The organism is Streptomyces buecherae (assembly GCF_014295035.1).
Taxonomy (GTDB): Bacteria; Actinomycetota; Actinomycetes; order Streptomycetales; family Streptomycetaceae; genus Streptomyces; species Streptomyces youssoufiensis.
Map to the genome: position 1 here is coordinate 5,550,410 of NZ_CP060404.1, position 26,947 is coordinate 5,577,356.

The 26,947-nt window shown below is 74.1% G+C and carries 20 protein-coding genes, 1 tRNA gene and 1 pseudogene; 11 read left to right on the forward strand and 11 right to left on the reverse strand.

The window, feature by feature from the left end:
• Positions 1 to 138 precede the first annotated feature (138 nt).
• Positions 139 to 1,536, forward strand: a complete 1,398-nt coding sequence (locus H7H31_RS21930) for an NAD(P)/FAD-dependent oxidoreductase (RefSeq protein ID WP_187062187.1) — start codon at positions 139 to 141, stop codon at positions 1,534 to 1,536.
• A gap of 311 nt (positions 1,537 to 1,847) precedes the next feature.
• On the opposite strand, the pseudogene H7H31_RS34230 reads toward H7H31_RS21930, so the two are convergent.
• Positions 1,848 to 2,004 (reverse strand): annotated as a pseudogene (locus tag H7H31_RS34230) (transcriptional regulator); the annotation flags it as partial.
• A gap of 207 nt (positions 2,005 to 2,211) precedes the next feature.
• On the opposite strand from H7H31_RS34230, the gene H7H31_RS21935 reads away from it, so the two are divergent.
• Complete coding sequence (locus H7H31_RS21935; RefSeq protein ID WP_187062188.1) at positions 2,212 to 3,693, forward strand: SAM-dependent methyltransferase; 1,482 nt, start codon at positions 2,212 to 2,214, stop codon at positions 3,691 to 3,693.
• 137 nt (positions 3,694 to 3,830) lie between these two features.
• On the opposite strand, the gene H7H31_RS21940 is transcribed toward H7H31_RS21935, so the two are convergent.
• A complete protein-coding gene (locus tag H7H31_RS21940; RefSeq protein ID WP_187062189.1) occupies positions 3,831 to 6,359 on the reverse strand; it encodes an ABC transporter permease in 2,529 nt (842 codons plus the stop codon).
• Positions 6,360 to 6,407: 48 nt separating this feature from the next.
• The gene (locus tag H7H31_RS21945) at positions 6,408 to 7,178 is read right to left on the reverse strand and encodes an ABC transporter ATP-binding protein (protein WP_187062190.1); all 771 of its coding nucleotides are present in this window, start codon (positions 7,176 to 7,178) and stop codon (positions 6,408 to 6,410) included.
• Between the two features lie 808 nt (positions 7,179 to 7,986).
• Here H7H31_RS21945 and H7H31_RS21950 point away from each other — a divergent pair.
• A tRNA-Leu gene (locus H7H31_RS21950) sits at positions 7,987 to 8,071 on the forward strand.
• A 466-nt stretch (positions 8,072 to 8,537) separates the two neighbouring features.
• Here the strand turns inward: H7H31_RS21950 and H7H31_RS21955 are convergent.
• The gene (locus H7H31_RS21955; RefSeq protein ID WP_187062191.1) at positions 8,538 to 9,584 is read right to left on the reverse strand and encodes an EamA family transporter; all 1,047 of its coding nucleotides are present in this window, start codon (positions 9,582 to 9,584) and stop codon (positions 8,538 to 8,540) included.
• 69 nt (positions 9,585 to 9,653) lie between these two features.
• On the opposite strand from H7H31_RS21955, the gene H7H31_RS21960 reads away from it, so the two are divergent.
• The gene (locus H7H31_RS21960; RefSeq protein ID WP_187062192.1) at positions 9,654 to 10,523 is read left to right on the forward strand and encodes a LysR family transcriptional regulator; all 870 of its coding nucleotides are present in this window, start codon (positions 9,654 to 9,656) and stop codon (positions 10,521 to 10,523) included.
• 69 nt (positions 10,524 to 10,592) lie between these two features.
• Here the strand turns inward: H7H31_RS21960 and H7H31_RS21965 are convergent, their stop codons facing one another.
• Positions 10,593 to 11,489, reverse strand: a complete 897-nt coding sequence (locus H7H31_RS21965; protein ID WP_187062193.1) for a helix-turn-helix domain-containing protein — start codon at positions 11,487 to 11,489, stop codon at positions 10,593 to 10,595.
• A gap of 287 nt (positions 11,490 to 11,776) precedes the next feature.
• On the opposite strand from H7H31_RS21965, the gene H7H31_RS21970 reads away from it, so the two are divergent.
• The 3 genes from H7H31_RS21970 (at position 11,777) to H7H31_RS21980 (ending at position 15,452) form a co-directional block, all read left to right on the forward strand.
• The gene (locus tag H7H31_RS21970; protein ID WP_187062194.1) at positions 11,777 to 12,679 is read left to right on the forward strand and encodes an MBL fold metallo-hydrolase; all 903 of its coding nucleotides are present in this window, start codon (positions 11,777 to 11,779) and stop codon (positions 12,677 to 12,679) included.
• A 234-nt stretch (positions 12,680 to 12,913) separates the two neighbouring features.
• A complete protein-coding gene (locus H7H31_RS21975) occupies positions 12,914 to 14,416 on the forward strand; it encodes a carboxylesterase/lipase family protein (protein ID WP_187060738.1) in 1,503 nt (500 codons plus the stop codon).
• A 151-nt stretch (positions 14,417 to 14,567) separates the two neighbouring features.
• A complete protein-coding gene (locus tag H7H31_RS21980; RefSeq protein WP_187060734.1) occupies positions 14,568 to 15,452 on the forward strand; it encodes a Bax inhibitor-1/YccA family protein in 885 nt (294 codons plus the stop codon).
• A 171-nt stretch (positions 15,453 to 15,623) separates the two neighbouring features.
• On the opposite strand, the gene H7H31_RS21985 is transcribed toward H7H31_RS21980, so the two are convergent.
• On the reverse strand, positions 15,624 to 15,854 hold the full coding sequence (locus H7H31_RS21985; protein WP_176162010.1) for a DUF4287 domain-containing protein: 231 nt from the start codon (positions 15,852 to 15,854) through the stop codon (positions 15,624 to 15,626).
• A 120-nt stretch (positions 15,855 to 15,974) separates the two neighbouring features.
• On the opposite strand from H7H31_RS21985, the gene H7H31_RS21990 reads away from it, so the two are divergent.
• Positions 15,975 to 16,331, forward strand: coding sequence for a hypothetical protein (locus H7H31_RS21990; protein WP_232110016.1), 357 nt, complete (start codon positions 15,975 to 15,977; stop codon positions 16,329 to 16,331).
• A gap of 106 nt (positions 16,332 to 16,437) precedes the next feature.
• On the opposite strand, the gene H7H31_RS21995 is transcribed toward H7H31_RS21990, so the two are convergent.
• The 3 genes from H7H31_RS21995 to H7H31_RS22005 form a co-directional block, all read right to left on the reverse strand.
• Complete coding sequence (locus H7H31_RS21995) at positions 16,438 to 17,340, reverse strand: hypothetical protein (RefSeq protein WP_187060735.1); 903 nt, start codon at positions 17,338 to 17,340, stop codon at positions 16,438 to 16,440.
• A gap of 370 nt (positions 17,341 to 17,710) precedes the next feature.
• A complete protein-coding gene (locus H7H31_RS22000; protein WP_187060736.1) occupies positions 17,711 to 18,931 on the reverse strand; it encodes an acetyl-CoA C-acetyltransferase in 1,221 nt (406 codons plus the stop codon).
• Positions 18,932 to 19,235: 304 nt separating this feature from the next.
• Entirely contained in the window at positions 19,236 to 20,465 is a 1,230-nt protein-coding gene (locus tag H7H31_RS22005; protein ID WP_187118052.1) for an SGNH/GDSL hydrolase family protein, read from the reverse strand.
• 433 nt (positions 20,466 to 20,898) lie between these two features.
• On the opposite strand from H7H31_RS22005, the gene H7H31_RS22010 reads away from it, so the two are divergent.
• Positions 20,899 to 22,287 (forward strand): cystathionine beta-synthase, encoded by a 1,389-nt coding sequence (locus tag H7H31_RS22010; RefSeq protein ID WP_187060910.1) that lies wholly within the window; start codon positions 20,899 to 20,901, stop codon positions 22,285 to 22,287.
• Positions 22,288 to 22,754: 467 nt separating this feature from the next.
• On the opposite strand, the gene eno is transcribed toward H7H31_RS22010, so the two are convergent.
• Entirely contained in the window at positions 22,755 to 24,101 is a 1,347-nt protein-coding gene (gene eno / locus H7H31_RS22015; protein WP_187060911.1) for a phosphopyruvate hydratase, read from the reverse strand.
• A 173-nt stretch (positions 24,102 to 24,274) separates the two neighbouring features.
• Between eno and H7H31_RS22020 the strand changes: the two genes are divergently transcribed.
• Positions 24,275 to 24,697, forward strand: a complete 423-nt coding sequence (locus H7H31_RS22020) for a MarR family winged helix-turn-helix transcriptional regulator (protein WP_187060912.1) — start codon at positions 24,275 to 24,277, stop codon at positions 24,695 to 24,697.
• 42 nt (positions 24,698 to 24,739) lie between these two features.
• Here H7H31_RS22020 and H7H31_RS22025 read toward each other — a convergent pair whose 3' ends face one another.
• Complete coding sequence (locus H7H31_RS22025; RefSeq protein ID WP_232110017.1) at positions 24,740 to 25,951, reverse strand: DMT family transporter; 1,212 nt, start codon at positions 25,949 to 25,951, stop codon at positions 24,740 to 24,742.
• A gap of 83 nt (positions 25,952 to 26,034) precedes the next feature.
• Here H7H31_RS22025 and H7H31_RS22030 point away from each other — a divergent pair, with 83 nt between their 5' ends.
• On the forward strand, positions 26,035 to 26,934 hold the full coding sequence (locus tag H7H31_RS22030) for a LysR family transcriptional regulator (protein WP_187060914.1): 900 nt from the start codon (positions 26,035 to 26,037) through the stop codon (positions 26,932 to 26,934).
• The last annotated feature ends 13 nt before the right edge of the window (positions 26,935 to 26,947 follow it).

Sequence of the window (26,947 nt, forward strand, 5' to 3'; positions counted from 1 at the left end):
AACGCTCCGGCTCGGCCTCCGGTTCCCCCGGCGTCGTATGGGATCGATCACGAGGGCCGCGCAGTGTAACAGACCCAGTAGCCCACCTTGTGAAGGGGCTCACGAGCAACCCCCCTGAGGGTGCTGGATACTCGAATCATGAGCACCACGGAGCGTCCCCGAATCCTCGTTGTAGGCGGTGGGTACGTAGGTCTGTACGCGGCACGCCGCATCCTGAAGAAGATGCGGTACGGCGAGGCGACCGTCACGGTCGTCGACCCCCGGTCGTACATGACCTACCAGCCCTTCCTTCCCGAAGCTGCTGCCGGCAGCATCTCCCCGCGCCACGTCGTGGTTCCGCTGCGACGGGTGCTCCCGAAGGCGGAGGTCCTCACGGGCCGCGTCACGACCATCGACCAGGACCGCAAGGTCGCCACGGTCGCCCCGCTGGTCGGCGAGGCGTACGAGCTGCCCTTCGACTACCTCGTCATCGCGCTCGGCGCCGTCTCCCGCACCTTCCCGATCCCCGGCCTGGCCGAGAACGGCATCGGTATGAAGGGTGTGGAGGAGGCCATCGGCCTGCGGAACCACGTCCTGGAGCAGCTCGACAAGGCCGACTCGACGACCGACGAGGAGATCCGCCGCAAGGCGCTCACCTTCGTCTTCATCGGTGGCGGGTTCGCCGGCGCCGAGACCGTCGGTGAGGTTGAGGACATGGCCCGGGACGCGGCCAAGTACTACCCGAACGTCAAGCGCGAGGACATGCGCTTCGTGCTGGTCGACGTCGCCGACAAGATCCTCCCCGAGGTCGGTCCGAAGCTCGGTGCCTGGGGCAAGGAGCACCTGGAGAGCCGGGGCGTCGAGGTCTACCTCAAGACCGGCATGGACTCCTGCGTCGACGGTCACGTGGTGCTCAACAACGGGCTTGAGGTCGACGCCAGCACCATCGTGTGGACCGCGGGCGTCAAGCCCAACCCGGCGCTGGCCCGCTTCAACCTGCCGCTGGGCCCGCGCGGGCACGTGGACACCGCCGCCACCCTCCAGGTGCAGGGCACCGACTACATCTGGGCCGCCGGCGACAACGCGCAGATCCCCGACCTCGTGGCGCGCGCGGCCGGCAACGAGAACGCCTGGTGCCCGCCGAACGCGCAGCACGCGCTGCGGCAGGCCAAGGTCCTCGGCGACAACGTGATCTCGGGCATGCGGGGCTTCCCGCAGCGCGAGTACAAGCACGCCAACAAGGGTGCGGTGGCGGGCCTCGGCCTCCACAAGGGCGTCGCGATGATCGTCATGGGCAAGATGAAGATCAAGCTCAAGGGCCGGCTCGCCTGGTACATGCACCGTGGCTACCACGGCATGGCCATGCCGACCTTCAACCGCAAGATCCGCGTGTTCGCCGACTGGACGCTCGGGATGTTCCTCAAGCGCGAGGTCGTCTCGCTGGGCGCCATCGAGAACCCGCGCGAGGAGTTCTACGAGGCGGCGTCCCCCGTCTCGGCCCGCGCCGCCGCGCCGGCGGACAAGGACGACGCCAAGGCCGCCAAGGCCAAGGCGTAGCGACCCGGTCGCCGAAGCCCGTCCGTACGGGCTTCCCCGCCGGCCGCACACCGAGCGGGCCGCCAGGCCCGCGACCAGCACGCGTCGAGGGCGTCCACCAATCCGTGGGGTGGGCGCCCTCGACGCGTGCGCGCGTTCCGTGGGCCGTGGCCGTACCGGCTCACGGCATGCGTCCCGCGCGGTCGGGCGCGCGGGATGCTCGCGGTCAGGTGTGGCGGGCCTACCAGTGGCCCGCGCGCGCGACGATCCCGTACGCGTGCGGCGTGCGCTCGCCGCGCCGCCCGGTGCGGTTGGTGTAGCGGATGGAGACCGAGCCAGCGCCTCGTCGTCGCCGAGCATGAGCGGCGGCAGGCGGTATCGGGGCGCGAGCCGGGAGCCGCCGTGGCGGCCCCGTACGGACTTCACGGGCACGTCCACGTCCAGGTCGATCAGGTGGTCCACGTACCGGCGCACGGTGCGCCCCTCGACGACGCGGTGCGGCGCCGCGCGACGACGGGCACGGGAGCCCGGAGACCCCGGTGTCGGGCCCGCGTCCGGCCGGGCAGCCGGGTGATTTTGCCGTTTCCTCAACCGCGCCCGGGACTGCCGCACGGGCGATCGGTGTTTTACGTGGCAGGTGAATCTTTCTGAGGTGCACCGCTACCACGACACCGCGTCTCCCTGGAGGTGTGCGACATGGCCGATGCCGCTGGACGGCTCTCCGCGCTCGCTGAGGAGGCCCTCGGGACCCCGTTCCCGGTCCGCATCCGGGCCTGGGACGGCAGCGAAGCCGGACCCCCGCCCGGCCCGTCCCCCCACACCGGAGACACCCGAGACGCGGCGGGCACAGCGGAGGCGGTAGACGCGGCGGCCACGGCGGGCGCCTCCCCGCAGCCGTCCACGGCGGACGCCTCCCCGCAGCCGCCCACGCTGGTGGTGCGCAACCGCAGGGCCGTCCGCAGACTGTTGTGGCGGCCGGGCGAACTCGGCCTCGCCCGTGGCTGGGTGGCCGGCGACCTGGACGTCGACGGCGACCTGTACGCGGCCCTCGACCTGCTCTCCGGGGTGCTGTGGGACCGAGGCGAGGAGTCGGCGCCGCGACGCGGCCCGCTCTCCGCCCTGAACGCGGCCCGCGACCCCCGGCTGCGCTCCGCCGCCCGCGACCTGCTCGCCATCGCCGGCCCGTGGCCGCCCCCGAAGCCGCCCGTCGAGGAGGTCCGCGCGCACCGTGGCCCGCTGCACACCCTGCGCCGGGACCGGGCCGCCATCAGCCACCACTACGACGTCGGCAACGACTTCTACGAACTGGTCCTCGGCCCCTCCATGGTCTACTCCTGCGCGTACTGGCCCGCCCCCGACGCCGCGTCACAGCCCGCCGCGTCACAACCCGCCACGTCCCAGCCCGCCCCGGACGCGGACCTGGCGGAGGCCCAGCGCGCCAAGCTCGACCTGGTCTGCCGGAAGCTGGGCCTGGAGCCCGGGCAGCGGCTGCTCGACGTGGGCTGCGGCTGGGGCTCGATGGTGCTGCACGCGGCCCGCGAGTACGGCGTACGGGCCGTCGGCATCACGCTCTCCCAGGAACAGGCCGAGTACGCCCGCAAGCGGGTCGCCGACGCGGGGCTCACCGACCGGGTCGAGATCCGGGTCCAGGACTACCGCCGGGTGAGCGACGGGCCGTACGACGCGATCTCCTCCATCGGCATGGCCGAGCACGTCGGCGCCGTGCGGTACGGGGAGTACGCGGCGCTGCTGTACGGGCTGCTGCGGCCCGGCGGGCGGCTGCTCAACCACCAGATCGCCCGGCCGCCGCAGCGCCACGAGGACGCCTACCGGGTGGACGAGTTCATCGACCGCTACGTCTTCCCGGACGGCGAGTTGGCGCCCGTGGGGCGGACGGTGGGCCAGTTGGAGGAGGCCGGATTCGAGGTGCGCGACCTGGAGTCGCTCCGCGAGCACTACGGGCTGACGCTGCGGGCCTGGGTCGGCAACCTGGAGCGGAACTGGTCGCAGGCGCTCCGGCACGTCTCGCCGGGCCGGGCCAGGGTCTGGCGGCTGTACATGGCAGCGAGCGCGCTGGCCTTCGAGCGCAACCGCATCGGCGTCAACCAGGTCCTCGCCGTCCGCACCCCGGAGCCCGGCGCCTCCGGCCTGCCACTGCGCACCCGCACCTGGAACTGACCGCCCCCTCGCCCGGGCCGGCCCGTGGGGCGTACGCCGTACCGGGCGGGCCCGGGGCGGCGCGGGCGGAAACGGCCGGGGCCCCGGGGCGACGTGGTGTCGCCCCGGGGCCCTGGGTGTGCGTCCCGCTCGGCGGGCTACTCCGCCTTGATCGCCGCGAGCATGTTCAGCTTCGCGGCCCGGCGGGCCGGCCACAGCGCGGCCAGCACGCCGACGAGAGCGGCGAGGACGAGGAAGAGGCCCATCCGGCCCCACGGCAGGACCAGTTCGTACGAGCCCAGGCTCGGGCCGATCAGCTCGCCGGCGGCCCAGCCGAAGAACACGCCGAGACCGATGCCGAGCACGCCACCGAAGAGCGAGATGACCAGCGACTCCAGCCGCACCATCCGCTTGATGCCCTTGCGGTCCAGGCCGATGGCCCGCAGCATGCCGATCTCCTGCGACCGCTCGAAGACCGACATGGCCAGCGTGTTGACCACTCCGAGCACCGCGACGATCACGGCCATCGCGAGCAGCCCGTAGAGCATGTTCAGCATCAGGTTGATCAGCTTGGCTATGTCGTTGGAGACGTCGTCCATCGTCTGGACCTTGATGGCCGGGTTGTCACCCAGCGCCTTCTCCAGCGACTCCTTGGTGTCGTCGCTGAGGCCGTCCTTGGTCTTGAGCAGGACCTGGAAGTCGGCGATGTCCTTCACGTGCGGGGTGAGGGTGGCGTTGTCGACCATCACGCCGGAGATGATCATGTTGCCCTCGTAGATGCCCGACACCACCAGGCGGCTCTTCTTGCCGTCCTCGAAGGTCGTGGGCAGCGAGGAGCCGACCTTCCAGCCGCGGTCCTCGGCGAGGTCCTTGTCGACGACGACCCGGTTGCCGCCGAGCCCGGCGAAGGAGCCCTCGGTGAACTCCAGCTTCGTCAGGTCGCCGATGGCCTTGCCGTTGACGCCGGCCAGCTCCGTCTTCTTGCCGTTGACCCGGGACGGCGAGAACCGCAGCGGGCTGGACTTCTCGACCTCGGGCTGCTTCTCCAGCTTCTCGCCGACCTCGGGGGCGAGCGGGGTCATGCTGGCCATGCTGACGATGTAGTCGGCCTTGAGCGAGTCCCGGGCCATCTTGTCGATGGCGTTCTGTATGCCACCGGCGATCACGGTCAGGCCGGTGATCAGGGTCAGGCCGATCATCAGCGCGGAGGCCGTGGCGGCCGTGCGGCGCGGGTTGCGCACCGCGTTCTGCCGGGCGAGCTTGCCGGGCATTCCGAAGATCCGCAGCACCGGGGCCGCGGCCGCGATCAGCGGCCGGGAGAGCAGCGGCGTCAGGACGAAGACGCCGATCATCAGCAGCCCGGCGCCCAGGCCCATCGGGCCCTTGCCGTCGTCCATGGTGGTCGCGGCCAGGACCAGGGCGATGCCGACACCGGCGAAGAGCGCGCCGATGCTGTTGCGCACCACCAGGCCACGCGTGGTCGGCGGGGCGTGCACGCTGCCCATCGCGGCGATCGGCGGGATCTTCGCCGCGCGGCGGCCGGGCAGCCAGGCGGCCAGCACGGTCACCACGATGCCGACGAAGAGCGAGGCGCCGATCGTGGTGGGGGTGATCACCAGCGGGCCGTCCGGGACGGTGGCGCCGCTGGAGTTCAGCAGCGAGCGCAGCCCGGCGCCGATGCCGATGCCGGCGAGCAGGCCGGTCACGGCGGCGATCGAGCCCACGACCGTCGCCTCGATGAGCACCGAGCGGGTCACCTGGCGGCGGCTGGCGCCGACCGCGCGCATCAGCGCCAGCTCCTTGGTGCGCTGCGCGACGAGCATGGTGAAGGTGTTGGCGATGATGAAGATGCCGACGAACAGGGCGATCCCGGCGAAGGCGAGCATGCCGGTCCGCATGCCGCTCAGCTCGTTCTCGATGTCCTTGGCCTGGTCGTCCGCGAGCTTGTCGCCGGTGTCGACCTCGGTCCGGTCCGGCAGGACCTTCTCGACCTGCGCCTTGAGCGCCTCCTGCGTGGTGCCCGGCTTGGCCTTCAGCTCGATGCCGGTGAACTTGCCGGGCTCCGCGTACAGCTTCTGCGCGGTCTTGGTGTCGAACAGCGCGAGGCTTCCGCCCGCCGCGACGTTGCCGTCGTCGGTGGTGAAGATGCCGACGACCTTCTGCTTCAGGACGGGGCCGTCGACCGACACGTCGATGCTGTCGCCGATCTTGTAGTCGGCGCGGTCCGCGGTCCTGGAGTCGAGCGCCACCTCACGCACGTTGGTCGGGCCGCGGCCCTCCTTCATCGTGTAGCGCGCGTCCTTGCCGTCCTTGGACGGGAAGTAGTTGCCGCCGGAGGAGGTGAACCCGTCGCCGACGAGCTTGCCGTCCTTGTCGGGTATCGCGGCGAAGCCCGTCACGGTACCGGTCGCCGACTCGGCGCCCGGCAGCTTCGTCACCTGGTCGAGCAGGGACTGGCTCAGCTTGGGCGCGTCGCCCGGGTTGTCCTTGACGTCGGCGTCGTCGGGGTTGATCGCGACGTCGACGTTGGTGAACCCCTTCTCGGAGCTCTTCTGGTAGGCGTCGGAGATGGTCGAGGTGAAGACCAGGGTGCCGGCGACGAACGCCACGCCGAGCAGCACGGCGAGGACGGTCATCAGCAGTCTGGCCTTGTGCGCGAGCACGTTGCGCAGGGCGGTACGGAACATGGGTCTGTCAGTCCTGGGGGAGGGGGCCGGTGGTCGGGGTCGCCTGGATCAGCTCGTCCGGCCCTTGGCGTCGAAGCGCTTCATGCGGTCGAGGACCGCGTCGGCGGTCGGCTCGTACAGCTCGTCGACGATCTGGCCGTCGGCGAGGAAGACCACGCGGTCCGCGTAGCCCGCGGCCACCGGGTCGTGGGTGACCATCACGACGGTCTGGCCCAGCTCGCGCACGGAGTTGCGCAGGAAGCCCAGCACCTCGGCGCCCGAGCGCGAGTCGAGGTTTCCGGTCGGCTCGTCGGCGAACATGATCTCGGGCTTGCCGGCCAGGGCGCGGGCCACGGCCACGCGCTGCTGCTGGCCACCGGAGAGCTGGTTCGGCCGGTGCTTGAGACGACCGGAGAGGCCGACCGTCTCCACGACCGTGTCGAGCCACTGCTTGTCGGGCTTGCGGCCCGCGATGTCCATGGGGAGCGTGATGTTCTCGATGGCGTTCAGCGTGGGCAGCAGGTTGAACGCCTGGAAGATGAAGCCGATCTTGTCGCGGCGCAACTGGGTGAGCTTCTTGTCCTTCAGGGTCGTCAGCTCGACGTTGCCGATCTGGGCCGAGCCGCCGGAGACCGAGTCGAGGCCGGCCATGCAGTGCATGAGCGTGGACTTGCCGGAGCCGGAGGGGCCCATGATCGCGGTGTACTCGGCCTGCCGGAACTCGACGGTGACGCCACCGAGGGCCACTACCTGGGTCTCGCCCTGTCCGTAGACCTTGCGAAGATCCGTTGCGCGTGCGGCCACCGCGGTGCTGCGGGTGGCGGTGGAGGTGGTGGTCACGGTCGAACTCCTGTCGTGCGGTGCCTGGGGACTCCACTATCTTCGCCGGCCTTTCGCCCCGGGCCATCAGCCCCTGCGCCCGTTCCCGGGGAGACTCACGAGGTACGCCGGAGGAGGCGACTCATCCTTGGGTAGGAGGAGAACCCCGAGAGACGGCCGCGCGCCTCGGGCAGCGGCCCCCACCACCCTGAGCCGATCCGCGCGGTCCGGCCGGCCCCCGCTCCCTGGTCCTCCGGCTCCCGGCCGCGCGTTGCCCGCCGCCGTCCCCCGACGCCGCGATGGTCACGATGGTCGCGGCGGCGCGAGAGGGGCGAGACCGTGCGGAGGGAGCCGCGGCCACCGGCAAGGGGCCGGGAAGGGGTTGGGAAGGGCCGCGCTGCGTACGATGCGGTGGCTCGTAGCGGGGGCTTTCGCTCCGTTTCGGTTTCTGCTAATGCGGGCGCTTTGTGATGTGTCGACAGGCCCTGGCGGGGGCGGGGTTGCGGCCCTTGGCGCGGCGCGGCGCGTACGGGAGGTGTACGGCCTACGGGTGGAGGACCGGAAGCGCGTTCGTCACTTTTCTCAACGCTGCGTCGAGTTTCCGTCATTTCGGTCCGATGGGCGTGACGTACCGCACCAACAGTGCCGATGGGCCAGCGGCATGTGCCAGCGGCGAGTTCGTCCTGCTGATGCTCCCTCAGGTGCCAATAAAATAAGACAACGGCGATCGACCGTTCAGCCGTTCGTGGCGCCTTCCCCGGCTAGGCTCGTCCTGCTCTCCTTTGAGGGGACGGCCGTACGCCGTATGTGCGGCAGCGAGAGCGCCCCTGCCCGGATGGTGGAATGCAGACACGGCGAGCTTAAACCTCGCTGGCCTACGGGCCGTGCCGGTTCAAGTCCGGCTCCGGGCACCACTCCGCTCGTCCGGTCTGACCTGGAGATACGGCCCGTAGCCCGGGCCCACCCGAACCCCCACGACGCTGCGTGGCGACGCCGCCCGCGCACGCCGCCCGTCACCACCCGCCGCCGGCCCGGGCGGACTTCCCGCCGGGGCGCACTCCCACCGCGCGCGACGGGGCGCCCGACCCGCCCCAGCGGCTTTCTCGGCGCGGCGCGCGCCCTGTGTCGCGCCTCACCCGGGGCCAGTTGGGTGTACCCGGCACGTGGCCGCGCCCCGCGAGAGGGACGCGGCGCTACAGGTCCGCCCTTCTGGGGATTTGCCGGATTTCCCGAACTTTCCCAAGAATGAACCGTCTTGGCCTGCCTCCTGGACCCCCGTCGCGTCGCCGGCACCGCGCCCGCCGTGGCGACCGGTTCGCTTCGGGTTCCGAACGCGGCGCCGTCGCCGGCCTCGCGCGGGCCCGTACGGGAACCCGTACGTCACCCCGTGCGCGAACCCGAACCCGAACCCGAACGCGGTGCCGTGCGTGGCCGGGTGCCCCGCTTCGTCGCCGGCACCGGCGCCGGTGACGTCGCAGTCCGGACGGCGCCCGCGCTGGCGGCCACCACCAGTGCGATGGCCGCGACTTCGGGCAGCGCCAGGCCCTGATGGAGGACCAGGTACCCGGCGAGGGCGGCGACCGCGGGCGACAGGCTCATCAGTACGGAGAACGCGGCGGGCGCCAGGCGGCGCAGTGACAGCAGCTCCAGGGTGTAGGGGAGCACCGACGACAGCAGGGCCACCGCGCCCCCGAGGGCCAGCGCCGCCGGGTCGAGCAGGGCGCCGCCCGCGCTGGCCACCCCGAGCGGCAGGCTCAACAGCGCGCCGCAGGCCATCGCCCACGCCAGCCCGTCCACGCGCGGGAAGCGGCTGCCGGCCCGGGCCGACAGCAGGATGTACGCGGCCCACAGCGCCCCCGCGCCCAGCGCGCAGCCCGCCCCGGCCGCGTGCAACTCGCCGAACCCGCCACGGCCGAGCAGCGCCACGCCGGCCAGCGCGAGCCCGGCCCACAGCCAGCGGCCCGGGCCGCGCGCCGTGACCACCGACAGCGCCAGCGGGCCCAGCACCTCCAAGGTCACGGCGGTGCCCAGCGGAATGCGGTCGATGGCCTGGTAGATCAGCGTGTTCATACCGGCCAGCGCCACCCCGAAGCCCGCGACCACGGCCCAGTCGGCGCGCCCGTAGCCGCGTACGGCCGGGCGGCAGACGAGCAGCAGCACCAGCGCGGAGAGGGCCAGCCGCAGCGAGACCACGCCGAGGGCGCCGACCCGGGGAAAGAGCGAGGCGGCCACCGCCGCGCCGAACTGTTGGGAGCAGATGCCGCCGGCCACCAGGCCGACCCCGACCCACCCCGCCGCGCGCTCGCCACGCCCGGCCCCGGCCGGGCCAGTCGGGGCAGCCGGGTCGACCGGGACAGCCGGGGCCGGGCTTTCGGGGCCGCTCACGCTCGCGTCGGCGGTGGGGGCGGGGGCGCGCACATCGGTCATACCGGCCACGCTAGGCAGCCCGCGCTGAGTGGGGAAATGCCGGTTGAGCGGTGGTTATGCTTCCCAGTCATGACCATGGAGCTGCGTCATCTGCGCCACTTCCTCGCCATCGCCGACGAGGCCAACCTGACCCGCGCCGCGGCCCGGCTCCACCTCACCCAGCCCGCCCTGTCCCGCTCCCTGCGCCAGCTCGAAGCGCACCTCGGGGTGCGGCTCGCCGACCGCTCCACACACCACCTGCGCCTCACCGACGCCGGCCGCGCCTTTCGGTCCCGGGCCGCCACCGCGCTGGCCGCCGTGGACGCGGCCCTGGACCCAAGCCGCCTGGGCGCCTGGCCGCTGCGGCTCGGGCACGCCTGGTCGGCGCTCGGCACCTTCACCACGCCGCTGCTCCGCCGCTGGCGCCAGACCCACCCCGACACACCACTGGAACTGCTGCGCATCGACGACCGCGGCGCCGGCCTCACCGCGGGCAAGGTCGACGCCGCGCTGCTGCGCGGGCCGCTGCCCGAGCCCGGGCTGCGCAGCGCGTACCTGCTCAGCGAGGACCGGGTCGCGGCGCTGCCCGACGACAGCCCGCTGGCCGGGCGCGCCGAGCTGACGCTGGCCGACCTCGCCGACCAGAGCGTCACCCTCAACACGGTCTCCGGCACGACGAGCAGCGAGCTGTGGCCGCCCGGGCGCGGGCCGTCCGCGACCGTACGGGTCGGCAACACCGACGACTGGCTGGCCGCCATCGCGGCCGGCCGCGCGGTCGGCGTGAGCACCGCGGCCACCGCCGCCCTGCACCCCCACCCCGGCGTCACCTACCGGCCGCTGACCGACGCCTCGCCCGTGCCGGTCTTCCTGGCCTGGACCGACCCGCCGAGCCACCCGGCCGTGGCCGACCTCGCGGCCCTCGCCCAGGAGGTGACGCGCCAACAGCCGCCCGCCGGGTGACGCACGGGCCCGCCGGGAGCCCCGCACCGGTCGCACGGGCGCCGCTGGCTTGCCGCACGCGCCGCGGGCTCAGGCCCGGGCGGCCGGGCCGGGCGCGGGGGGTGCCACGGGGTGCCGGCGCCGTGCCTGCGCCAGCAGCGTCAGCGCGTGCTGGGACGCCGAGTCGGCGGCGGCGGTGATCAGCACCAGGGACTGCCCGGGCGACCGTGGCAGCGGCAGGTTCTGCTGGGTGACCGTGAGCGAGCCGACGACCGGGTGGCGCAGCTCGTACACGTCGCCCTCGCACGGGTGCACGCGGTGGTCGGCCCAGAGCGCGGCGAACTCCGGGCTGCCGATCGACAGCTCCCCGATCAGCGCGGCCAGGCGGGCGTCACCGGGGTAGCGGCCGGCGACGTGCCGCAGGTTGCTCACCATGGCGCGGGCCTTGCGCCGCCGGTCGACGTACAGGTCGCGGCCGTGCGGGTCGAGGAAGAGGAGGCGGGCCAGGTTCGGCCGGCCGTCCTGGCGGTCGGGGCTCGCCGGGTCGAGGTGGCCGGCCAGCAGGGCGTGCCCCGGGCCGTTCCACGCGAGCACGTCCGCGCGCCGGCCCACCACGAGCGCGGGCACCTCGCCCACCGCGCCCAGCAACTCCCGCGTCGCGGGCAGCACCCGTTCGGGGCCCGCACCCGCGCCCGCCCCCGGCCCCGGCCGCCGCGCCGGTCCGCTCAGGTGGTCGAGGTGGGCGCGCCCGTGCGCGTCGAGCCCGAGCACCCGGGCGATGGCGTCCAGCACCTCGGGGGACGCGTTGTGCGCCTGCCCCTGTTCGAGCCGGGTGTAGTACGAGACGCCGACCCCGGCCAGCAACGCCAGCTCCTCCCGCCGCAGCCCGGGCACCCGCCGCCGCCCCGCGTCGGGCAGCCCGACGTCCTCGGGCCGCACCCGGGCCCGTCGCGCGCGCAGAAACTCACCGAGCCGCCTGTCGTCCATCCCCCCAGCCTCGCGCCCACCGCCGCCGCGAGCCAGCCCCTGTCAGGGGTGGGCACGGGCGGGGCTGGTCCGCCGCGCGCGCCCACCAGAGCCTGAACGGGTCCGACCCACCCGCCCCACCCCCGCCGGAGACAGCCATGAACGACGCGGCCATGAACGACGCGCTTATGCACGACGCGGCCATGAACGGAGCGACCGTGAACGACGCGGCCATGAACGAAGCGACCGCGAACGCAGCGACCGTGAACGAAACAGCCGAAGGAGCGGGAGTCGTGCCCGAGGCGGCCGTGCACGAGATCGTCCTCGGTGACGTCACGATCACCCGGGTCACCGAGTACTACGGGTCCGTCCGCATGAGCCCCCGGGAGTTCTTCCCGGACAGCCCCGAGGCCGCCTGGGAGTCCCACCGCCCCTGGCTGGTCCCCGACTTCCTGGCCGCCGACACGGACATCTGCCAGTCCGCGGTGCAGACCTGGGTGGTGCGCAGCGAGGGCAGGACCATCCTGGTGGACACGGGCGTCGGCAACCACAAGGAGCGGCCCTACGCGCCGGTCTGGAGCCATCTGCGCACCGGATACCTGGACAACCTGGCGCGTGCCGGCGTACGCCCCGACGACGTGGACCTGGTGATCAACACCCACCTGCACGTCGACCACGTCGGCTGGAACACCTTCCTGGACGGCGGCGTGTGGACGCCCACCTTCCCGCGCGCGACGTACCTGATGCCGCGCCGCGACTTCGAGTTCTGGGACCCCGCGCGCGGCCACACCCCCCGGCTCGGGCGGGGCAACCAGAACGTGTTCGAGGACAGCGTGGCGCCCGTGCACGAGGCGGGGCAGACCCTGCTGTGGGACGACGGCCACACCATCGACGCGAACCTGCGCCTCGAACTCGCCCCCGGCCACACCCCCGGCTCCGCGGTGCTGAAGCTCGCCTCGGGCGGGGATCGCGCGGTGTTCGTCGGCGACCTGCTGCACACGCCGCTCCAGTTCGTCGAGCCCGACGTCAACAGTTGCTTCTGCGAGGACCCGGTGCGCGCCCGCGCCTCCCGGCACCGACTCCTGGGCTGGGCCGCCGACCACCGCGCCCTGGTCCTGCCGGCCCACCTCGGCGGGCACGGCGGCGCGGAGGTCGGCCGGCGCGGCGCCGGCTTCGCCATCAGGAAGTGGGCCCCCTTCTCCCGCCTCTGACCCCGCCGAGCCCCCCCGAGCAAGCCCCCCCGAGCAAGCCCCCCCGAGCAAGCCCCCCCGAGCAAGCCCCCCCGAGCAAGCCCCCCCCCGAGCAAGCCCCCCCCGAGCAAGCCCCCCCCCGAGCAAGCCCCCCCCCGAGCAAGCCCCCCGAGCACGCACCGCCCGGGCCGCCGACCGGCCGAGCGAGGCCGACCCCGCGCGCCCGGCCCGGCACGCCAGATGGAGCCAGCAGCCATGACCCACCGCGACCCACCCACGCCGACCCCGACCGTCGAGACCGCCTCCGGCACGCTGCGCGGGCGCGCCGCCGACGGCGTCCAGCACTTCCTCGGCGTCCCCTACGCCGACCCGCCGCGAGGCGCCGCCCGCTTCGCGCCGCCCGCGCCGGTCACGCCGTGGTCGGGCGTACGGGATGCCGGCGCGCACGGCCCGACGGCACCGCAGCCGCGCCGGGACGCCTTCGGCGGCCTCGACATGACGCCCTACTTCGGCCCCGGCTGGGTGCCGGGGCCCGACTACCTCACCCTCAACGTCTGGGCCCCCGCGCCCCCGACACCCGGCCCCGGCCGCGCGCTGCCGGTGCTGGTCTTCGTGCACGGCGGCGGCTTCGTGGCCGGCTCGGGCCGCGCGCCGCTGTACGACGGGGAAGGCTTCGCCCGCAGCGGCGTCGTGCTCGTCACCGTCAACTACCGGCTGGGCGTCGCCGGCTTCCTCGACCTCCCCGGGGCCCCACCCAACCGTGGGCTGCTCGACGTGGCGGCGGCGCTGCGCTGGGTGCGACGGCACGCGGCGGCCTTCGGCGGCGACCCGGACAACGTCACCCTGTTCGGCCAGTCCGCCGGTGCGACCCTGGTGGCCGCCCTGCTGGCCGACGGGGAGGCGGCCGGCCTGTTCCGGCGGGCGATCGTGCAGAGCGGCAACGGGCTCGGCGCGCACACCCCCGAGCAGGCGGCCCGCGTCACCCGGGCGGCGGCCGACGCGCTCGGCGTCGCGCCCACCGCCGCCGCCTTCGCCGAGCTGCCCGACGAGCGCCTGGTGGCGGCCCTCGACGCGCTCGCCGGCCTCGACCTGCGCACCGCGACCACGGGCGACCCCCTCCTCGGCCTCAGCCCCCTCAGCCTGACCCTCGCCCGCCAACCGGCCGAGACCCTCGCGGCCACGGCGGCCGGCGCCGACGTCACCCTGATGGTCGGCACCACCGCCGACGAGGGCAACCTCTACCTCGTCCCGCAGGGCCGCCTGACCAGCACCACGCGCGCGGAGCTGACCGCCACCGCCGCCCTGGCCCACCCCGCCGGCCGGCACGCCGACGCGGCTCGCGACATCGCGGCGGCCCGCGCCCGCAGGCCCGGGGCCAGCGACGGCGAGCTGCGGGCGGCCGTCCTCGGCGAGGCACTCTTCGGCCGCGGCAGCAGGCGGCTGGCCCAGGCGCACGCGGCGCACGGCCGCGCCGCGACGTACGCGTACGAGTTCGGCTGGCGCTCCCCGGCGCTGGGGGGCGCGCTGGGCGCGGCGCACACCGTGGAGCTGCCGTTCGTCTTCGCGCGCACCGCCCTGCCGGCGCTGCGCGGCCCCAGCGCCCTGCTGGGCCCCGGCGAGCCGGCGCGCGAACTGGCCGCCCGGACGCACCGCGCCTGGGTCGCCTTCGCCCGCGACGGCGACCCCGGCTGGGCCCCGTACGACGGGCGGCACCGACACGTCGAGGCCGTCGGCGGGGGCGCGGACGCTCCGTGGTGAGGGCGTCGCCGAGTGTTCGCCGCATGGCCGGGTGGAGGGCGGGTAGCGGCTGAAGAGGGGCGAAAAGATCCTCCCCTGGCACTAGGGTGATTGTTTTGCTTACCCATTACCCTTGACTCAAGGTCGCGCAGGGCGGCCATGGAGGAGTGAGATGAGGAGCAGCAACCCGGTCTTCTCGCGACGGGGCTTCAGCCGCGACAACGCCTACGCGGGCTTCAACACGCCGCCGCAGGCCGGGGGCCCCACCGCGACTCAGGGCAACCCGTACGCCACTGGTGCTCAGCCCACCAACCCGTATGCCCCGGGCGCGCAGGACCTGACCCCCGAGCAGACGCAGCAGCTCTACGGCGGACAGGCGGCGCCGCCGCGGGCCGATCGCATGACGATGGACGACGTCGTCATGCGGACCGCCATGACGCTCGGCACCGTCATCGTCGGTGCCATCGTCGCGTGGGCCGCACTGCCGGTGTCCAGCAAGAGCTACGGCATCGCGATCGGCTCCGCGCTCATCGCGATGGTGCTCGGCCTGGTCCAGGCGTTCAAGAGCAAGCCCGTCCCGGCCCTGATCATTGGGTACGCGGCGTTCGAGGGCGTCTTCCTCGGCGTGATCAGCGAGATGTTCAACGCTCGCTGGTCCGGCATCCCGATGCAGGCGGTGCTCGGCACCATGGCGGTCTTCGCCGGCGTGCTGATCGCGTACCGCACCCGTCTGATCCGCGTCAACGCCCGCTTCCAGCGCTTCGTGATGGCGGCGGCGATCGGCTTCGTGCTGCTGATGGCGGTCAACCTGCTGTTCGCGGCCTTCGGCGGCGGCGACGGCCTCGGCTTCCGCAGCGGCGGCCTCGGCATCGTCTTCGGCATCGTGGGCGTGGTCCTCGGCGCGGCCTTCCTCGCCATGGACTTCAAGCAGGTCGAGGACGGCGTGGCGTACGGCGCGCCGCGTGAGGAGTCGTGGCTGGCCGCGTTCGGCCTCACGCTGACGCTGGTGTGGATCTACCTGGAGCTGCTGCGGCTGATCGCCATCTTCCGCGACTAGTCGCCCGGGCGCGGCCGGCTCCGGCCGCGCCCCGCACCAGGAGGGACGGCACGGCCGCCCGAGTCAGCGGCCCGCTGCCCCCCTTCGCCCGCACCACCGTGACACACGACAGAGCCCCGGAGGCAAGCGCCTCCGGGGCTCTGTCGTTGCTCGGCGCGCGGCCGGCGCTGTCTACCGCAGCTTGCGTGCCGCACGCCGCAGGTCGTGCTCATGGATGATCGCCTTGGCGTGTCCGTAGGCGAGCTGGTGCTCGCCGCGCAGCCAGTTGACCTTCTCCTCGAATCGGAAGAGGGCGGGGCCATCGTCTACCGTGCGCAGCCAGTCGGCCACGGCGCGGCCGGTGCAGTGGGGGATTCGGGAGAGCAGGTTCCGGTGGGTCTCTTCGGAGAAGACTTGGGACATCGGCGCCTCCGGCGTTGTCCTGATCGCTGCGCCACAGGGTGGCCCAGCAGTCCTTCACCTCACCGTGCCTGAGCGTTTGGGCGTTGGCAACAGTCCGCGGCTGGCGCATAGAGTCGCGGCGTGGATGATGTGACCGCCTTCCTGGCCGACGTGGACCGCCTCGCCGACCGACTGCGGGCCCTGCCCCAGTCCCGACTCGGCCAGGGCCCGGCCGCCGAAGGGCTGGCGCTGGCCCGCGAGTTGGCGCTGCGCGCACAGCGCCTTGAGGCGCCCGGAAGCCCGCCTCGTACGGTGCCGGACGCGGGCATGTTCGTGGTGGCCGACCAGGTGGCGGTGACCGGACACGATCTCGCCCACGCCCTCGGCTGGGAGCCGGCCGACGTCGGGCGGCAGCGGACGTTCCCCGCCCCGGCCCGGCACGCGGCGCGGGAGGCGACGGCCCTGGTGCGGGCGGCCCGGGAGCGCTGCGGGCTCTAGCGGCGCGACGCGGCGGGCGGATCGCGGCGGTGGGCGACGGGGCGGACCGGCGGTGCGCACGGGGCGGGCGGCGGGGCGCCCGGAGCGCGGGGCGCGGGCGCGCGGGTCAGAGCGAGGCGATGACGCGGTCGGCCAGGACGTAGACGCTGGTGTCGCCGTAACCGAAGGTCAGCGTGTACGCGCCGGCGACGCCGGAGCCGCCGAGCAGCACGGGGGCGTCGCCCTCCCGCAGGGCCCGCGCGAGTCGGTCGGCCGTCTCGCGGTGACCGGGGGTCATGCAGACCGTGGTGCCGTCGGCGAAGACGTAGACGTCGAGGGTGCCGAGCGGGCCGGGGCGCACGTCGACCAGCGGGGTGCGGGAGTCCGCCAGTTCGCCGAGGAGCGCGACCGTGCGCTCGTGGCCGACGACGGCCGACTGCTGCGCGCCGTCGCCCGCGCCGTGCGACGGGTGCGAGGGGTGGCGGCGGCGGGCGGCGGCCAACTCGGCCGCCTCCGGGCCCTCCGGCTCGCCGGCCAGGTCGAGCGCGGGGTCGAGCACCGCGTCCAGCGCGGGGTCGAACGCCGCCTCCAGCGCGGCGTCGAGCAACTCGGCCTCAAGGGCCGACGGGGGGCCGGCGAGGTCGGGCTGTCGGGGCACGTACGGCGTCGGGTCCATGGACGGCTCGTCGCCGAACCCGGCCAACCCGCCGAGCAGCGCGGAGCCCTCGCCTCCCGAGGCCGCGTCGCGGGCCTCCTGGGCGGCCCAGAACGCGCGGGCCTCGGCCAGTTCGCGCTCGCGTTCCTCGGCGAGCGCGTCGGCGACGGCCGCGCGTATCTCCTCGGCCGGGCTCTGCCGGGCGGCGGGCACGTCGACGGAGGCGGCCCGGGCACCGACGGCCGTGGCGGTCGCGACCTCGGCGCGCAGCGCGGCGATCTGGCGGCGCAGCCCGCGAGTGGTGTGCAGGGCCGCGACGCCGACGGCCGTGGCGATGCCCGCGGCCAGCAGTACGGCTAGGGACGTAGCGCTCACTGACATACTCCCGATTGCTGTGGGTCCCCCGAATTCCTACCTCAGCTTGGCGGGTGGCGTCGCCCCGTGTCAGTGCACAACGTCATGGATTGGGTGGGTATAAAGACCCAGACAGTCTGTACCGGACACCCCTGACCTGCGCGATCGGTACCGCTCGGCGTGATAGGTCACATCCTGGGGGAGATTCGGTCACGGCCCGGTGGGTGGACGCCGCCCCGACACCGCCCCGCGCCGGGTGGCGCGGGGCGCGGGAGTCGCGCATGTCACACGAGGGCGCGCTACGGGGCGCACGGCGGGGCGTGCGAGCCACGCGCGGCCGGGAGGGCGCCGGGCCGGGGCCCGTGGTGGTCGGGCCCCTCGCGGCCCGGGCTCAGCTCAGCCGCTCGATGACCATGGCCATGCCCTGGCCGCCGCCCACGCACATGGTCTCCAGGCCGAACTGCTTGTCGTGCCACTGCAGCGAGTTGATCAGGGTGCCGGTGATCCGGGCCCCGGTCATGCCGAAGGGGTGGCCGACGGCGATGGCGCCACCGTTCACGTTGAGCCGGTCCAGGTCGATGCCGAGGTCCCGGTAGGACGGGATGACCTGCGCCGCGAACGCCTCGTTGATCTCGACCAGGTCGATGTCGCCGATCGTCAGGCCCGCGCGCTTGAGGGCCTGCCGGGACGCCTCGACCGGGCCGTACCCCATGATCTCGGGGGACAGGGCGGAGACGCCGGTGGAGACGATGCGGGCGAGCGGGGTCAGGCCCAGCTCGCGCGCCTTGGTGTCGGACATGATCACCAGCGCCGCGGCGCCGTCGTTGAGCGGACAGCAGTTGCCCGCGGTGACCAGCCCGTCGGGGCGGAAGACGGGCTTGAGGCCCTGCACGCCCTCCAGCGTCACGCCCGCGCGCGGGCCGTCGTCCTTGCTGACGACCGTGCCGTCGGGCGTGGTGACCGGGGTGATCTCGCGCTCCCAGAAGCCCGCCGCGATGGCCTGCTCGGCCAGGTTCTGCGAGCGCACGCCGAAGGCGTCCATGTCCTCGCGCGTCACGCCCTTGGCGCGGGCCAGGTTCTCGGCGGTCTGGCCCATCGCGATGTACGCGTCGGGCACCAGGCCGTCCTCGCGCGGGTCCTGCCAGTCCTCGCCGCCGTGCTCGGCCCGGTGCGCGGTGCGCGCCTCGGCCTCGGCGAACAGCGGGTTGTGGGTGCCGGGCATGCCGTCGGACGAACCGTTGACGCTGCGCGAGACGGTCTCGACACCGGCCGAGACGAACACGTCGCCCTCGCCTGCCTTGATGGCGTGCAGGGCCATCCGCGAGGTCTGCAACGAGGACGCGCAGTAACGGGTGATGGTGCAGCCCGGCAGGTGGTCCATGCCCAACTGGACGGAGACGATCCGCCCCAGGTTGTGGCCCTGCTCCCCGCCGGGCAGGCCGCAGCCGAGCATCAGGTCGTCGATGTCACGCGGGTCGAGCTCGGGCACCTTGGCGAGCGCGGCCCCGACGATCTGGGCGGTCAGGTCGTCGGGCCGCACCTCCTTGAGCGACCCCTTGAAGGCGCGACCGATGGGGGAACGAGCGGCTGAGACGATCACTGCTTCGGTCATCACGGCTCCAGAGGGCTAAGGCGGGCACTGCGTCGGAAGCTACCCGCCCGTAGCCGCGAGGTCACGGGCCGCGCGCTGTGATGCGGGCCTCTTTTCTAAGCGCTTGCTCACCCAGCGGTACGGGCGGTTTCGGGCCACCCCCCACCTCGTCCCGTACCCGTCCTCGCCCGCGCGCAGTCCGGCCGCCCGGGGCAGCACCCGAGGCCGCGCGCGTCCCGCCCGTCCCATACGTGGCTGTCGTACGGGACGGTGGGCTGGGGCCCGCACGGCAGGACGTACGGGGCGCCCACGGGCCGGCGGACGGTCAGCCGCTGAGGGTCGCGGACGTCGGATCGGCCGGCAGGCGGCGGCGCCGGCGGCGGAAGAGCTGGGCCCAGGGGCCGCGGGCCGCCGCGACCTCCGTGCCGCCCTCGGCCGCCGCCTTGGCCGCTGCCTGCGCCACCGGCCAGAACCCCTCGCGGCGGGCCGGGTCCGGCTGCTCCTCCTCCGGCCACAGCCCGAGCGCCGCGCACAGGGTCGGCAGGATGGCCATCGCGGCCGTCATGTACCCCTCGGCCGACGGGTGGTAGTTGTCGGGCCCGAACAACTCCGTCGGGTGGGCGGCGAACTCGGGGCCGAGCAGGTCGCCCAGGGAGACCGTGCGCCCGCCGTGCTCGACGACGGCGATGGTCTGCGCGGCGGCCAACTGCCGGCTCAGCCGCCTGGCCACCCAGCGCAGCGGCTGGTAGACGGGCTCGATGGTGCCGAGGTCCGGGCAGGTGCCCACGACCACCTCGCACCCGGCGGCGCGCAGCGCGCGCACCGCGTCGGCGAGCAGCCGCACCGACTTCGCGGGCGGCATCCGGTGCGTGACGTCGTTGGCGCCGATCATGATCACGGCGATGTCCGGACAGCGGACGGGCGCCGGCCCGCCACCCTCGCCGCCGAGCGACCCCACCACGGCACCGCCCACCCCCGCGCCCACCGACGTACCACCCGCACCCACCGCCGCGCCGCCAGCCGCTGGGCCCACCGTCGCGCCGCCCGCCGCCGCACCCGCCACCCCGGGGCCCGTCAGAGCCGGGCCCGCCTCGGCCGCCTCGACCGTCGCCCCCACCACCAGGGCGCCGGGCCCGTCGGCATCGGCCGGCGGGCCGAGCAGCAGCGCCACCTGTCGGGCCAGGTCGTCGGACTGCGCGCCGGGCTGCGCCGCCACGCGCAACTCCACCGGGCGCTCGGCCACGGCGGCCAGCCCCGAGGCCAGCAGCGCGCCCGGCGTCTGGTGCGCGTGGCGTACGCCCTGGCCGGCGGCGGTCGAGTCGCCGAGGAAGGCCAGGCGCAGCGGCGGGGCGGCGCTCTCGTGGTCGAAGACCGTGCCGTACCGCCCGTCGGCCCGCGGCGGCTCGTCATCAAAGCCGCCCACCACGCGTCTGGCCAGCCGCATCTCGGTGAGCAGCAGCCCGACGGCCGCCCCGCCCAGCAGCCCGATCCCGCCGCCCCCGTACGCCGCCGCGGTCGCGATCCGCCGCGCTACCCGCGCTCTCGACATCGACATGGGCCCGCTCACCTCCGTGCTCTCTCGCGTGCGTAGGTCTCCCGGGCCAGTCCGGCGGATGCGCACCGCCGGTCGGGCCTACTGCTGTGTTGCCCGGTCAGCGCCGGATCGCAACGCGCCCATCGGGCGGTCCCGCCGCACGTCGCGGCGCGGGCGGGGCGCGGTAGGGGCGCTGGGCGGGTGCGGTACGGGGACTGGCCGGGGCTCAACTGGCGGGAATCCGCCCTCGCCGTTCCGGCCGGAAGCCGGTCGGTCCGGGCGAGGCGTGGGCCGGGCGGGGGGTGTCGTCGTCGCCCGATTGCCGGGATGCGGTTGCGCTGAGTTATCCACAGGGCAGTGGTCGCCGGGCCGTGGCGCAATAGGCTTATGGGGTGGGCCCGCGCCGGCGGCAGCCCCTTGACCCGCGGAGACCCCGCTGAACCTGGAGTAGGGCGTGCAGTTTCACGAATCGATGATCGACCTGGTGGGCAACACCCCGCTGGTGAAGCTCAACAGCGTGGCCGAGGGGATTCAGGCCACCGTCCTGGCGAAGGTGGAGTACTTCAACCCGGGCGGGTCGGTCAAGGACCGGATCGCCGTGCGGATGATCGAGGCCGCCGAGGAGTCGGGGGCGCTCCAGCCCGGTGGCACGATCGTCGAGCCGACCTCGGGGAACACCGGAGTGGGCCTGGCGATGGTCGCCCAGCGCAAGGGGTACAAGTGCGTCTTCGTCTGCCCGGACAAGGTCTCCACGGACAAGATCAACGTGCTGCGGGCGTACGGGGCCGAGGTCGTGGTCTGCCCGACCGCCGTCGACCCCGAGCACCCGGACTCGTACTACAACGTCTCCGACCGCCTGGTGCGCGAGATCCCCGGCGCCTGGAAGCCCGACCAGTACAGCAACCCGGACAACCCGCGCTCGCACTACGAGTCCACCGGGCCCGAGCTGTGGCAGCAGACCGATGAGCGGATCACGCACTTCGTCGCGGGCGTCGGCACCGGCGGCACGATCAGTGGCACCGGCCGGTACCTCAAGGACGTCAGCGACGGCCGGGTCAAGGTGATCGGCGCCGACCCGGAGGGCTCGGTGTACTCCGGCGGCTCGGGGCGCCCGTATCTGATCGAGGGCGTCGGCGAGGACTTCTGGCCGAGCGCGTACGACCGGACCGTCGCGGACGAGATCGTGCCGGTCTCCGACAAGGACGCCTTCCAGATGACCCGCCGCCTCGCCAAGGAGGAGGGCCTGCTCGTCGGCGGCTCCTGCGGCATGGCGGTCGTGGCCGCCCTGCGCGTCGCCGAGCGCCTCGGCCCGGACGACGTGGTGGTCGTGCTGCTGCCGGACAGCGGGCGCGGGTACCTCTCGAAGATCTTCAATGACGAATGGATGGCGGACTACGGTTTCCTGGAGGAGGCCGGGCCCGCCGTGCGCGTCGGTGACGTGCTGCGCGGCAAGGAAGGCGGCCTGCCGTCGCTGGTGCACATGCACCCGGAGGAGACCGTCGGCGAGGCGATCGAGGTGCTGCGCGAGTACGGCGTCTCGCAGATGCCCATCGTCAAGCCCGGCGCGGGCCACCCGGACGTGATGGCCGCCGAGGTCATCGGCTCCGTCGTCGAGCGCGAGCTGCTGGACGCGCTGTTCGCGCAGCGGGCGGCGCTCACCGATCCGTTGGAGAAGCACATGAGCCCGCCGCTGCCGCAGGTGGGCTCCGGCGAGCCGGTCTCGGACCTGATGGCCGTGCTCGGCGCGGCGGACGCCGCCGTCGTGCTGGTGGAGGGCAAGCCGACCGGGGTCGTCAGCCGGCAGGACCTGCTGGCCTACCTGGCCAAGGGCGCGGCCAAGTAGCCGAGGCACCGGGGCCGCCCGCGCCAGGAGGGCGTTACGGAAAGCCGCGTGGGCGCCCCTTCGCGTAAGCGGTACGTATGCGTCACGCGCCAGCAGCACGCATTTAACACGCGTCCGGCACATTGGTGGACGTCGGCAGGACGACACCGACACCCGATGTGCGGCGACACGGACCTCCGGAGCGGCTCCCGGACCTCCATGGTCGCCCGGACGCGGCGAGACCGGCCCAAGGCCCGTCCCGCGTCCCCCGCGGGGACCGTCGTCGTCCCGCCCCCGGCGAGTGCGTCGGGGTGCGGCGGTCCCCGCGTACGCCCGCGGTGGCCCGCGACCCTCCCGGTCGCGGGCCATGCGCGCGTGTCGGCGCGCCCGGGCTCGGGCCAGTCCCGGGCCAGCCTCGGGTCCGGCGGCTACCGCCGCGCCGCCGCCCGCCCGCTTACGCCGCCCGCCCGCTCCCGCCGCCCGCCCGCTCACGCCGCTCGCCCGTTCACGCCGCGCGACAGGGCGGAGCGGCCGGCGTAGCGTGCCGCGTCGCCCAACTCCTCCTCAATGCGGATGAGTTGGTTGTACTTCGCCGTGCGGTCGGAGCGGGAGAGCGAGCCGGTCTTGATCTGACCGCAGCCGGTGGCCACCGCGAGGTCCGCGATGGTGGTGTCCTCCGTCTCGCCCGAGCGGTGCGACATGACGGCCGTCCAGCCGGCCCGGTGGGCCGTGGCCACGGTGGCCAGCGCCTCGGTCAGGGTGCCGATCTGGTTGACCTTGACCAGGACCGAGTTGCCGACACCGGTGCGGATGCCCTCGCGTAGCAGCGGCTCGTTGGTGCAGAACACGTCGTCGCCGGTGAGCTGGCAGCGGTCGCCGACGCGGGCGGTCAGCTCGCGCCAGCCGTCGAGGTCGTTCTCCGCCATCGGGTCCTCGATGGAGACGATCGGGTACGCGTCGACGAGCCCGGCCAGGTAGTCGGCGTTCTCGGCGGGGGTGCGGCGCAGCCCCTCGCCGGCGTAGTCGTACACCCCGTCGCGGAAGAACTCCGACGACGCCGGGTCCATGACCAGGCCGATGTCCGCGCCCGGGCGGTAGCCGGCGCGCTCGATGGCGGTCATGACGAAGTCGAGCGCCTCCTCGGCGGTGCGCAGCGCGGGGGCGAGGCCGCCCTCGTCGCCGACGGCCGTGGAGTGCCCGGCGGCCAGCAGGTCGTGGCGCAGGGTGTGGAAGACCTCGCTGCCCATCCGGACGGCCTCGGCGAAGGTCCCCGCGCCCACCGGCGCGATCATGAACTCCTGGAAGTCCAGCGGGTTGTCGGCGTGGGCGCCGCCGTTGACGATGTTCATCATCGGCAGCGGCAGCAGGTGGGCGTCGGCGCCGCCGAGGTGGCGGTAGAGGGGCTGGCGGCGGGAGGCGGCGGCGGCCTTGGCGGTGGCGAGGGAGACGCCGAGGATCGCGTTGGCGCCGAGCCGGGACTTGGTGGCGGTGCCGTCGAGGGTGATCAGCAGGGCGTCGAGCCCGGTCTGGTCTGCCGCGTTCCGACCGCGCACGGCCGCCGCGATCTCCCCGTTCACGTGGGCCACCGCGCGCTCGACGCCCTTGCCGTGCCAGCGCGACGGGTCCGCGTCGCGCAGTTCCACGGCCTCCCGGGCGCCGGTGGAGGCGCCGGAGGGGACGGCCGCGCGGCCCAGCGACCCGTCGGCCAGGACGACGTCGACCTCGACCGTGGGGTTGCCCCGGCTGTCGATGATCTGGCGGGCGGTGACGGCCTCGATGGGGGCGTCGACGGCGTGGGCCGCCGGTGCGGAGGTGGGAGCTGCCTGTGCGGACATGGGAGCCCTTCCCGTTGTCGGGTGCCGGGGCCGTGGTGCGACGTCGCTGGCGCTGACCCCGGCCCGGTGGACTCTACAGCAATGCTGAGCAGTTTAGCTGTTCAGGCAGGCTGCGCAGTCTTGCTGTGCGGTTCGCCTCCGCGGCCGTGCTGGCCAGCGGGGTAAAGTGCCCTATGCCCACCTCGGAAGCCGCCGCCATCGCCGCTGAACTGCGCACCGCGATGGGCAAGCTCACCCGACGCGTGACCCACGAGGACCGCATCCCGCTCGGCCAGGTCGCCGTGCTCGGCGCGCTCGACCGCAACGGCGCCATGACCACCAGCGACCTCGCCACCGACCAGCGCGTACGCCCCCAGTCGATGGCCCGGGCGGTGGGGCTGCTGATGGAACAGGGCCTGATCACGCGCCGGGCGCATCCCACGGACGGCCGCAAGTCGCTGGTGGAGCTGTCCGACGCGGGCCGGGCCGCGCTCGAAGCCGAGCGTGGCCGCCGGGTCGGCTGGCTCGCGCAGGCCATCGAGGCAGAACTCACGGACGAGGAGCGGGAGTTGCTGGCGCGGAGCGCCACCCTGTTGGAGCGGCTCGCCACGCGTTAGCGGCCCGACGGGCGGTGCGGCGGTCCGTGCTCGGCGGGGCGGCTATCGCCGTACGCCCCGGGCACGGGGGCGCGTGCGCGGGGCGGGTTCGGCGGCGGGGTGGCGCGCGCGGGTGGTGTCCCAGACGGCGAGGACGACGATCACGCAGCCGGCCGCCTGCCAGCCGCTGAGCCGTTCGCCGAGGAACACCATGCCGAGCAGTACCGCGAGCACCGGCTGCACCAGCAGGATGGAACCGCCCTCCTTCGCCGGAAGCCGCGGCAGCGCCGCGCCGATCAGGAGCCAGCCCAGGAACTGCCCGGTCACCGCGAGCGTGGCCAGCCAGCCGAAGGCGGGCCAGCCCGGCGTGAGGTCGAGGTCCTGTCGGACAAGGCCGACCAGCAGCGGGAGCGCCCCGGCCGTGACGGTGGCCAGCGTGACCGGCAGGAAGCGGTAGCGCGGGCCGGTGGCCGCGCCGCGCCCGCGCAGCAGGAACAGGTAGCCCGCGTACGCCACGCCCGCGCCCAGGCCGGCCAGCACGCCGCGCACCGGATCGCCGGCCGTGCCGGGTGCCTCGGCGACCCCGCCCGCCAGTGCCACGCCGGCCAGCATCACGGGCACGGTGAGCGCGAAGCGGCGCGAGAGCCGCTCCCCGAAGAGCAGCAGGGCCAGTAGCGGCACGATGACGACCTGCACGTTGACGATCACGGTGGCGATCCCCGCACCCAGCTCCGGGATGGACGCGCCCCACAGCACCAGGTCGGCCCCGAGCAACACCCCGGCCAGCAGGTCGATGCCGGCATGCCGTGGCGGCCGCGGCCCGAGCCGGCGCCGCTCGCGCAGCGCCAGCGGCAGCAGCAGCGGCAGCGCCAGCGCGCACCGGAAGAACGCGGCGGTCTCCGGTGAGGTGGCGGAGAGCCGGACCAGCATGGCCGAGACCGAGATGCAGGCGGCCCCGGCCACCGCGAGCAGCCGCGGGTTGCGCGACAACCGGCGGGCCACGCCGCCGGGCGCGGCGGGGGTGGCCGCGCGCTTCTCATCGCGGGGGAGGGGCGCACCGGCCGTCGTCGCGGGATCGGCCGTCATCGGATCGGCCGTCGTTGTCGGGCCCGCCGTCGTTGTCGGGCCGGCCGTCGTCGTGGGGCCGGCCGTCGCCGTCGGGTTGGCCGCCGTCGCGGGGCCGGTGGGGGTCGCGGGGCCGGGGGCCGTCGTCGGGGCGGTCGCGATCTGGGGGCGCCCCGGTGTGGGCCGCTGGGTGGGTTCCTTCGCCGTCACGGCCTCCAGCATGGGAGCGCGCGACTGTGGGGTCTAGCTCAACTTTTTTCGCGGTAATCGGTAGCAGCGCTACCGTGTCCGCTGTGTTCAGCCTCGATCGACTCCGGGCCCTGCACCTCGTCGCCACGCACGGCACGGTGGCGGCGGCTGCCGCCGTGTCGCACGTGACGCCCCCCGGGGTCAGCCAGCAACTGGCCAAGCTCGAACGCGAGACGGGTCACCAGCTTCTCGAAGCCGACGGGCGCGGGGTGCGGCTCACCCCCGCCGGCGAGGTGCTCGCCGGGCACGCCGCGCGCATCCTGGGCGACGTCGCGACGGCCCGCGCCGAGCTGGACGCCCTCGGCTCGGCCGTCGCCGGCCCGCTGCGGGTGGGCTCGTTCTCCACCGCGATCATGACGTTCCTGCCGCGCGCCCTGGTGTCGCTGCGCGAACGGCACCCGCGGATGCGGACCACGGTGCTGGCCGGCGAGGCCGAGGAGATGCTGGCCGGCGTGCGCACCGGCGAACTCGACCTCGCGGTCGTGGAGAGTTGGGAGGAGCTGCCGACCGTGCTGCCGGCCGGCCTGACCTCGGTCGAGCTGCTCTCCGACGTCGCGGACGTCGCCCTGTCCGTACGGCATCCGCTGGCCGAGCGGAGCGTCGTCGACCTCGACCGACTGGCCGACACGCCGTGGGCGTCGTGGACCGGCGACGGCGTCTGCCACCAGTTCCTGGTGCAGACGCTGCGCCAGCGGGGCTTCGAGCCGGACATCAGGTGTCACGTCGCCGGATACCCCGCCCAACTGGCGCTCGTGGCGGCCGGTCTGGTGGCCGCGCTGGTCCCGCGGCTGGGGCGCGGCCCGCTACCGGCCGGGGTCCGCGCGCTCGCCACCCGCCCCGTGCTGCGCCGCAAGGTCCTGGTGGCGCACCGGAGCGGGGAGGCGGTGCGGCCCGTGGTGGTCGCGGGCGTCGCCGCGCTACGGGAGGCCGTGGCGGAGCTGTGAGGACGCCGGCGCC

Coding starts and splice junctions, on each gene's coding strand:
- H7H31_RS21930 (WP_187062187.1), top strand. CDS start 139: ATGAGCACCACGGAGCGTCCCCGAATCCTCGTTGTAGGCGGTGGGTAC.
- H7H31_RS21935 (WP_187062188.1), top strand. CDS start 2,212: ATGGCCGATGCCGCTGGACGGCTCTCCGCGCTCGCTGAGGAGGCCCTC.
- H7H31_RS21940 (WP_187062189.1), bottom strand. CDS start 6,359: ATGTTCCGTACCGCCCTGCGCAACGTGCTCGCGCACAAGGCCAGACTG.
- H7H31_RS21955 (WP_187062191.1), bottom strand. CDS start 9,584: ATGACCGATGTGCGCGCCCCCGCCCCCACCGCCGACGCGAGCGTGAGC.
- H7H31_RS21960 (WP_187062192.1), top strand. CDS start 9,654: ATGACCATGGAGCTGCGTCATCTGCGCCACTTCCTCGCCATCGCCGAC.
- H7H31_RS21965 (WP_187062193.1), bottom strand. CDS start 11,489: ATGGACGACAGGCGGCTCGGTGAGTTTCTGCGCGCGCGACGGGCCCGG.
- H7H31_RS21975 (WP_187060738.1), top strand. CDS start 12,914: ATGACCCACCGCGACCCACCCACGCCGACCCCGACCGTCGAGACCGCC.
- H7H31_RS21980 (WP_187060734.1), top strand. CDS start 14,568: ATGAGGAGCAGCAACCCGGTCTTCTCGCGACGGGGCTTCAGCCGCGAC.
- H7H31_RS21985 (WP_176162010.1), bottom strand. CDS start 15,854: ATGTCCCAAGTCTTCTCCGAAGAGACCCACCGGAACCTGCTCTCCCGA.
- H7H31_RS22000 (WP_187060736.1), bottom strand. CDS start 18,931: ATGACCGAAGCAGTGATCGTCTCAGCCGCTCGTTCCCCCATCGGTCGC.
- H7H31_RS22005 (WP_187118052.1), bottom strand. CDS start 20,465: ATGTCGATGTCGAGAGCGCGGGTAGCGCGGCGGATCGCGACCGCGGCG.
- eno (WP_187060911.1), bottom strand. CDS start 24,101: ATGTCCGCACAGGCAGCTCCCACCTCCGCACCGGCGGCCCACGCCGTC.
- H7H31_RS22020 (WP_187060912.1), top strand. CDS start 24,275: ATGCCCACCTCGGAAGCCGCCGCCATCGCCGCTGAACTGCGCACCGCG.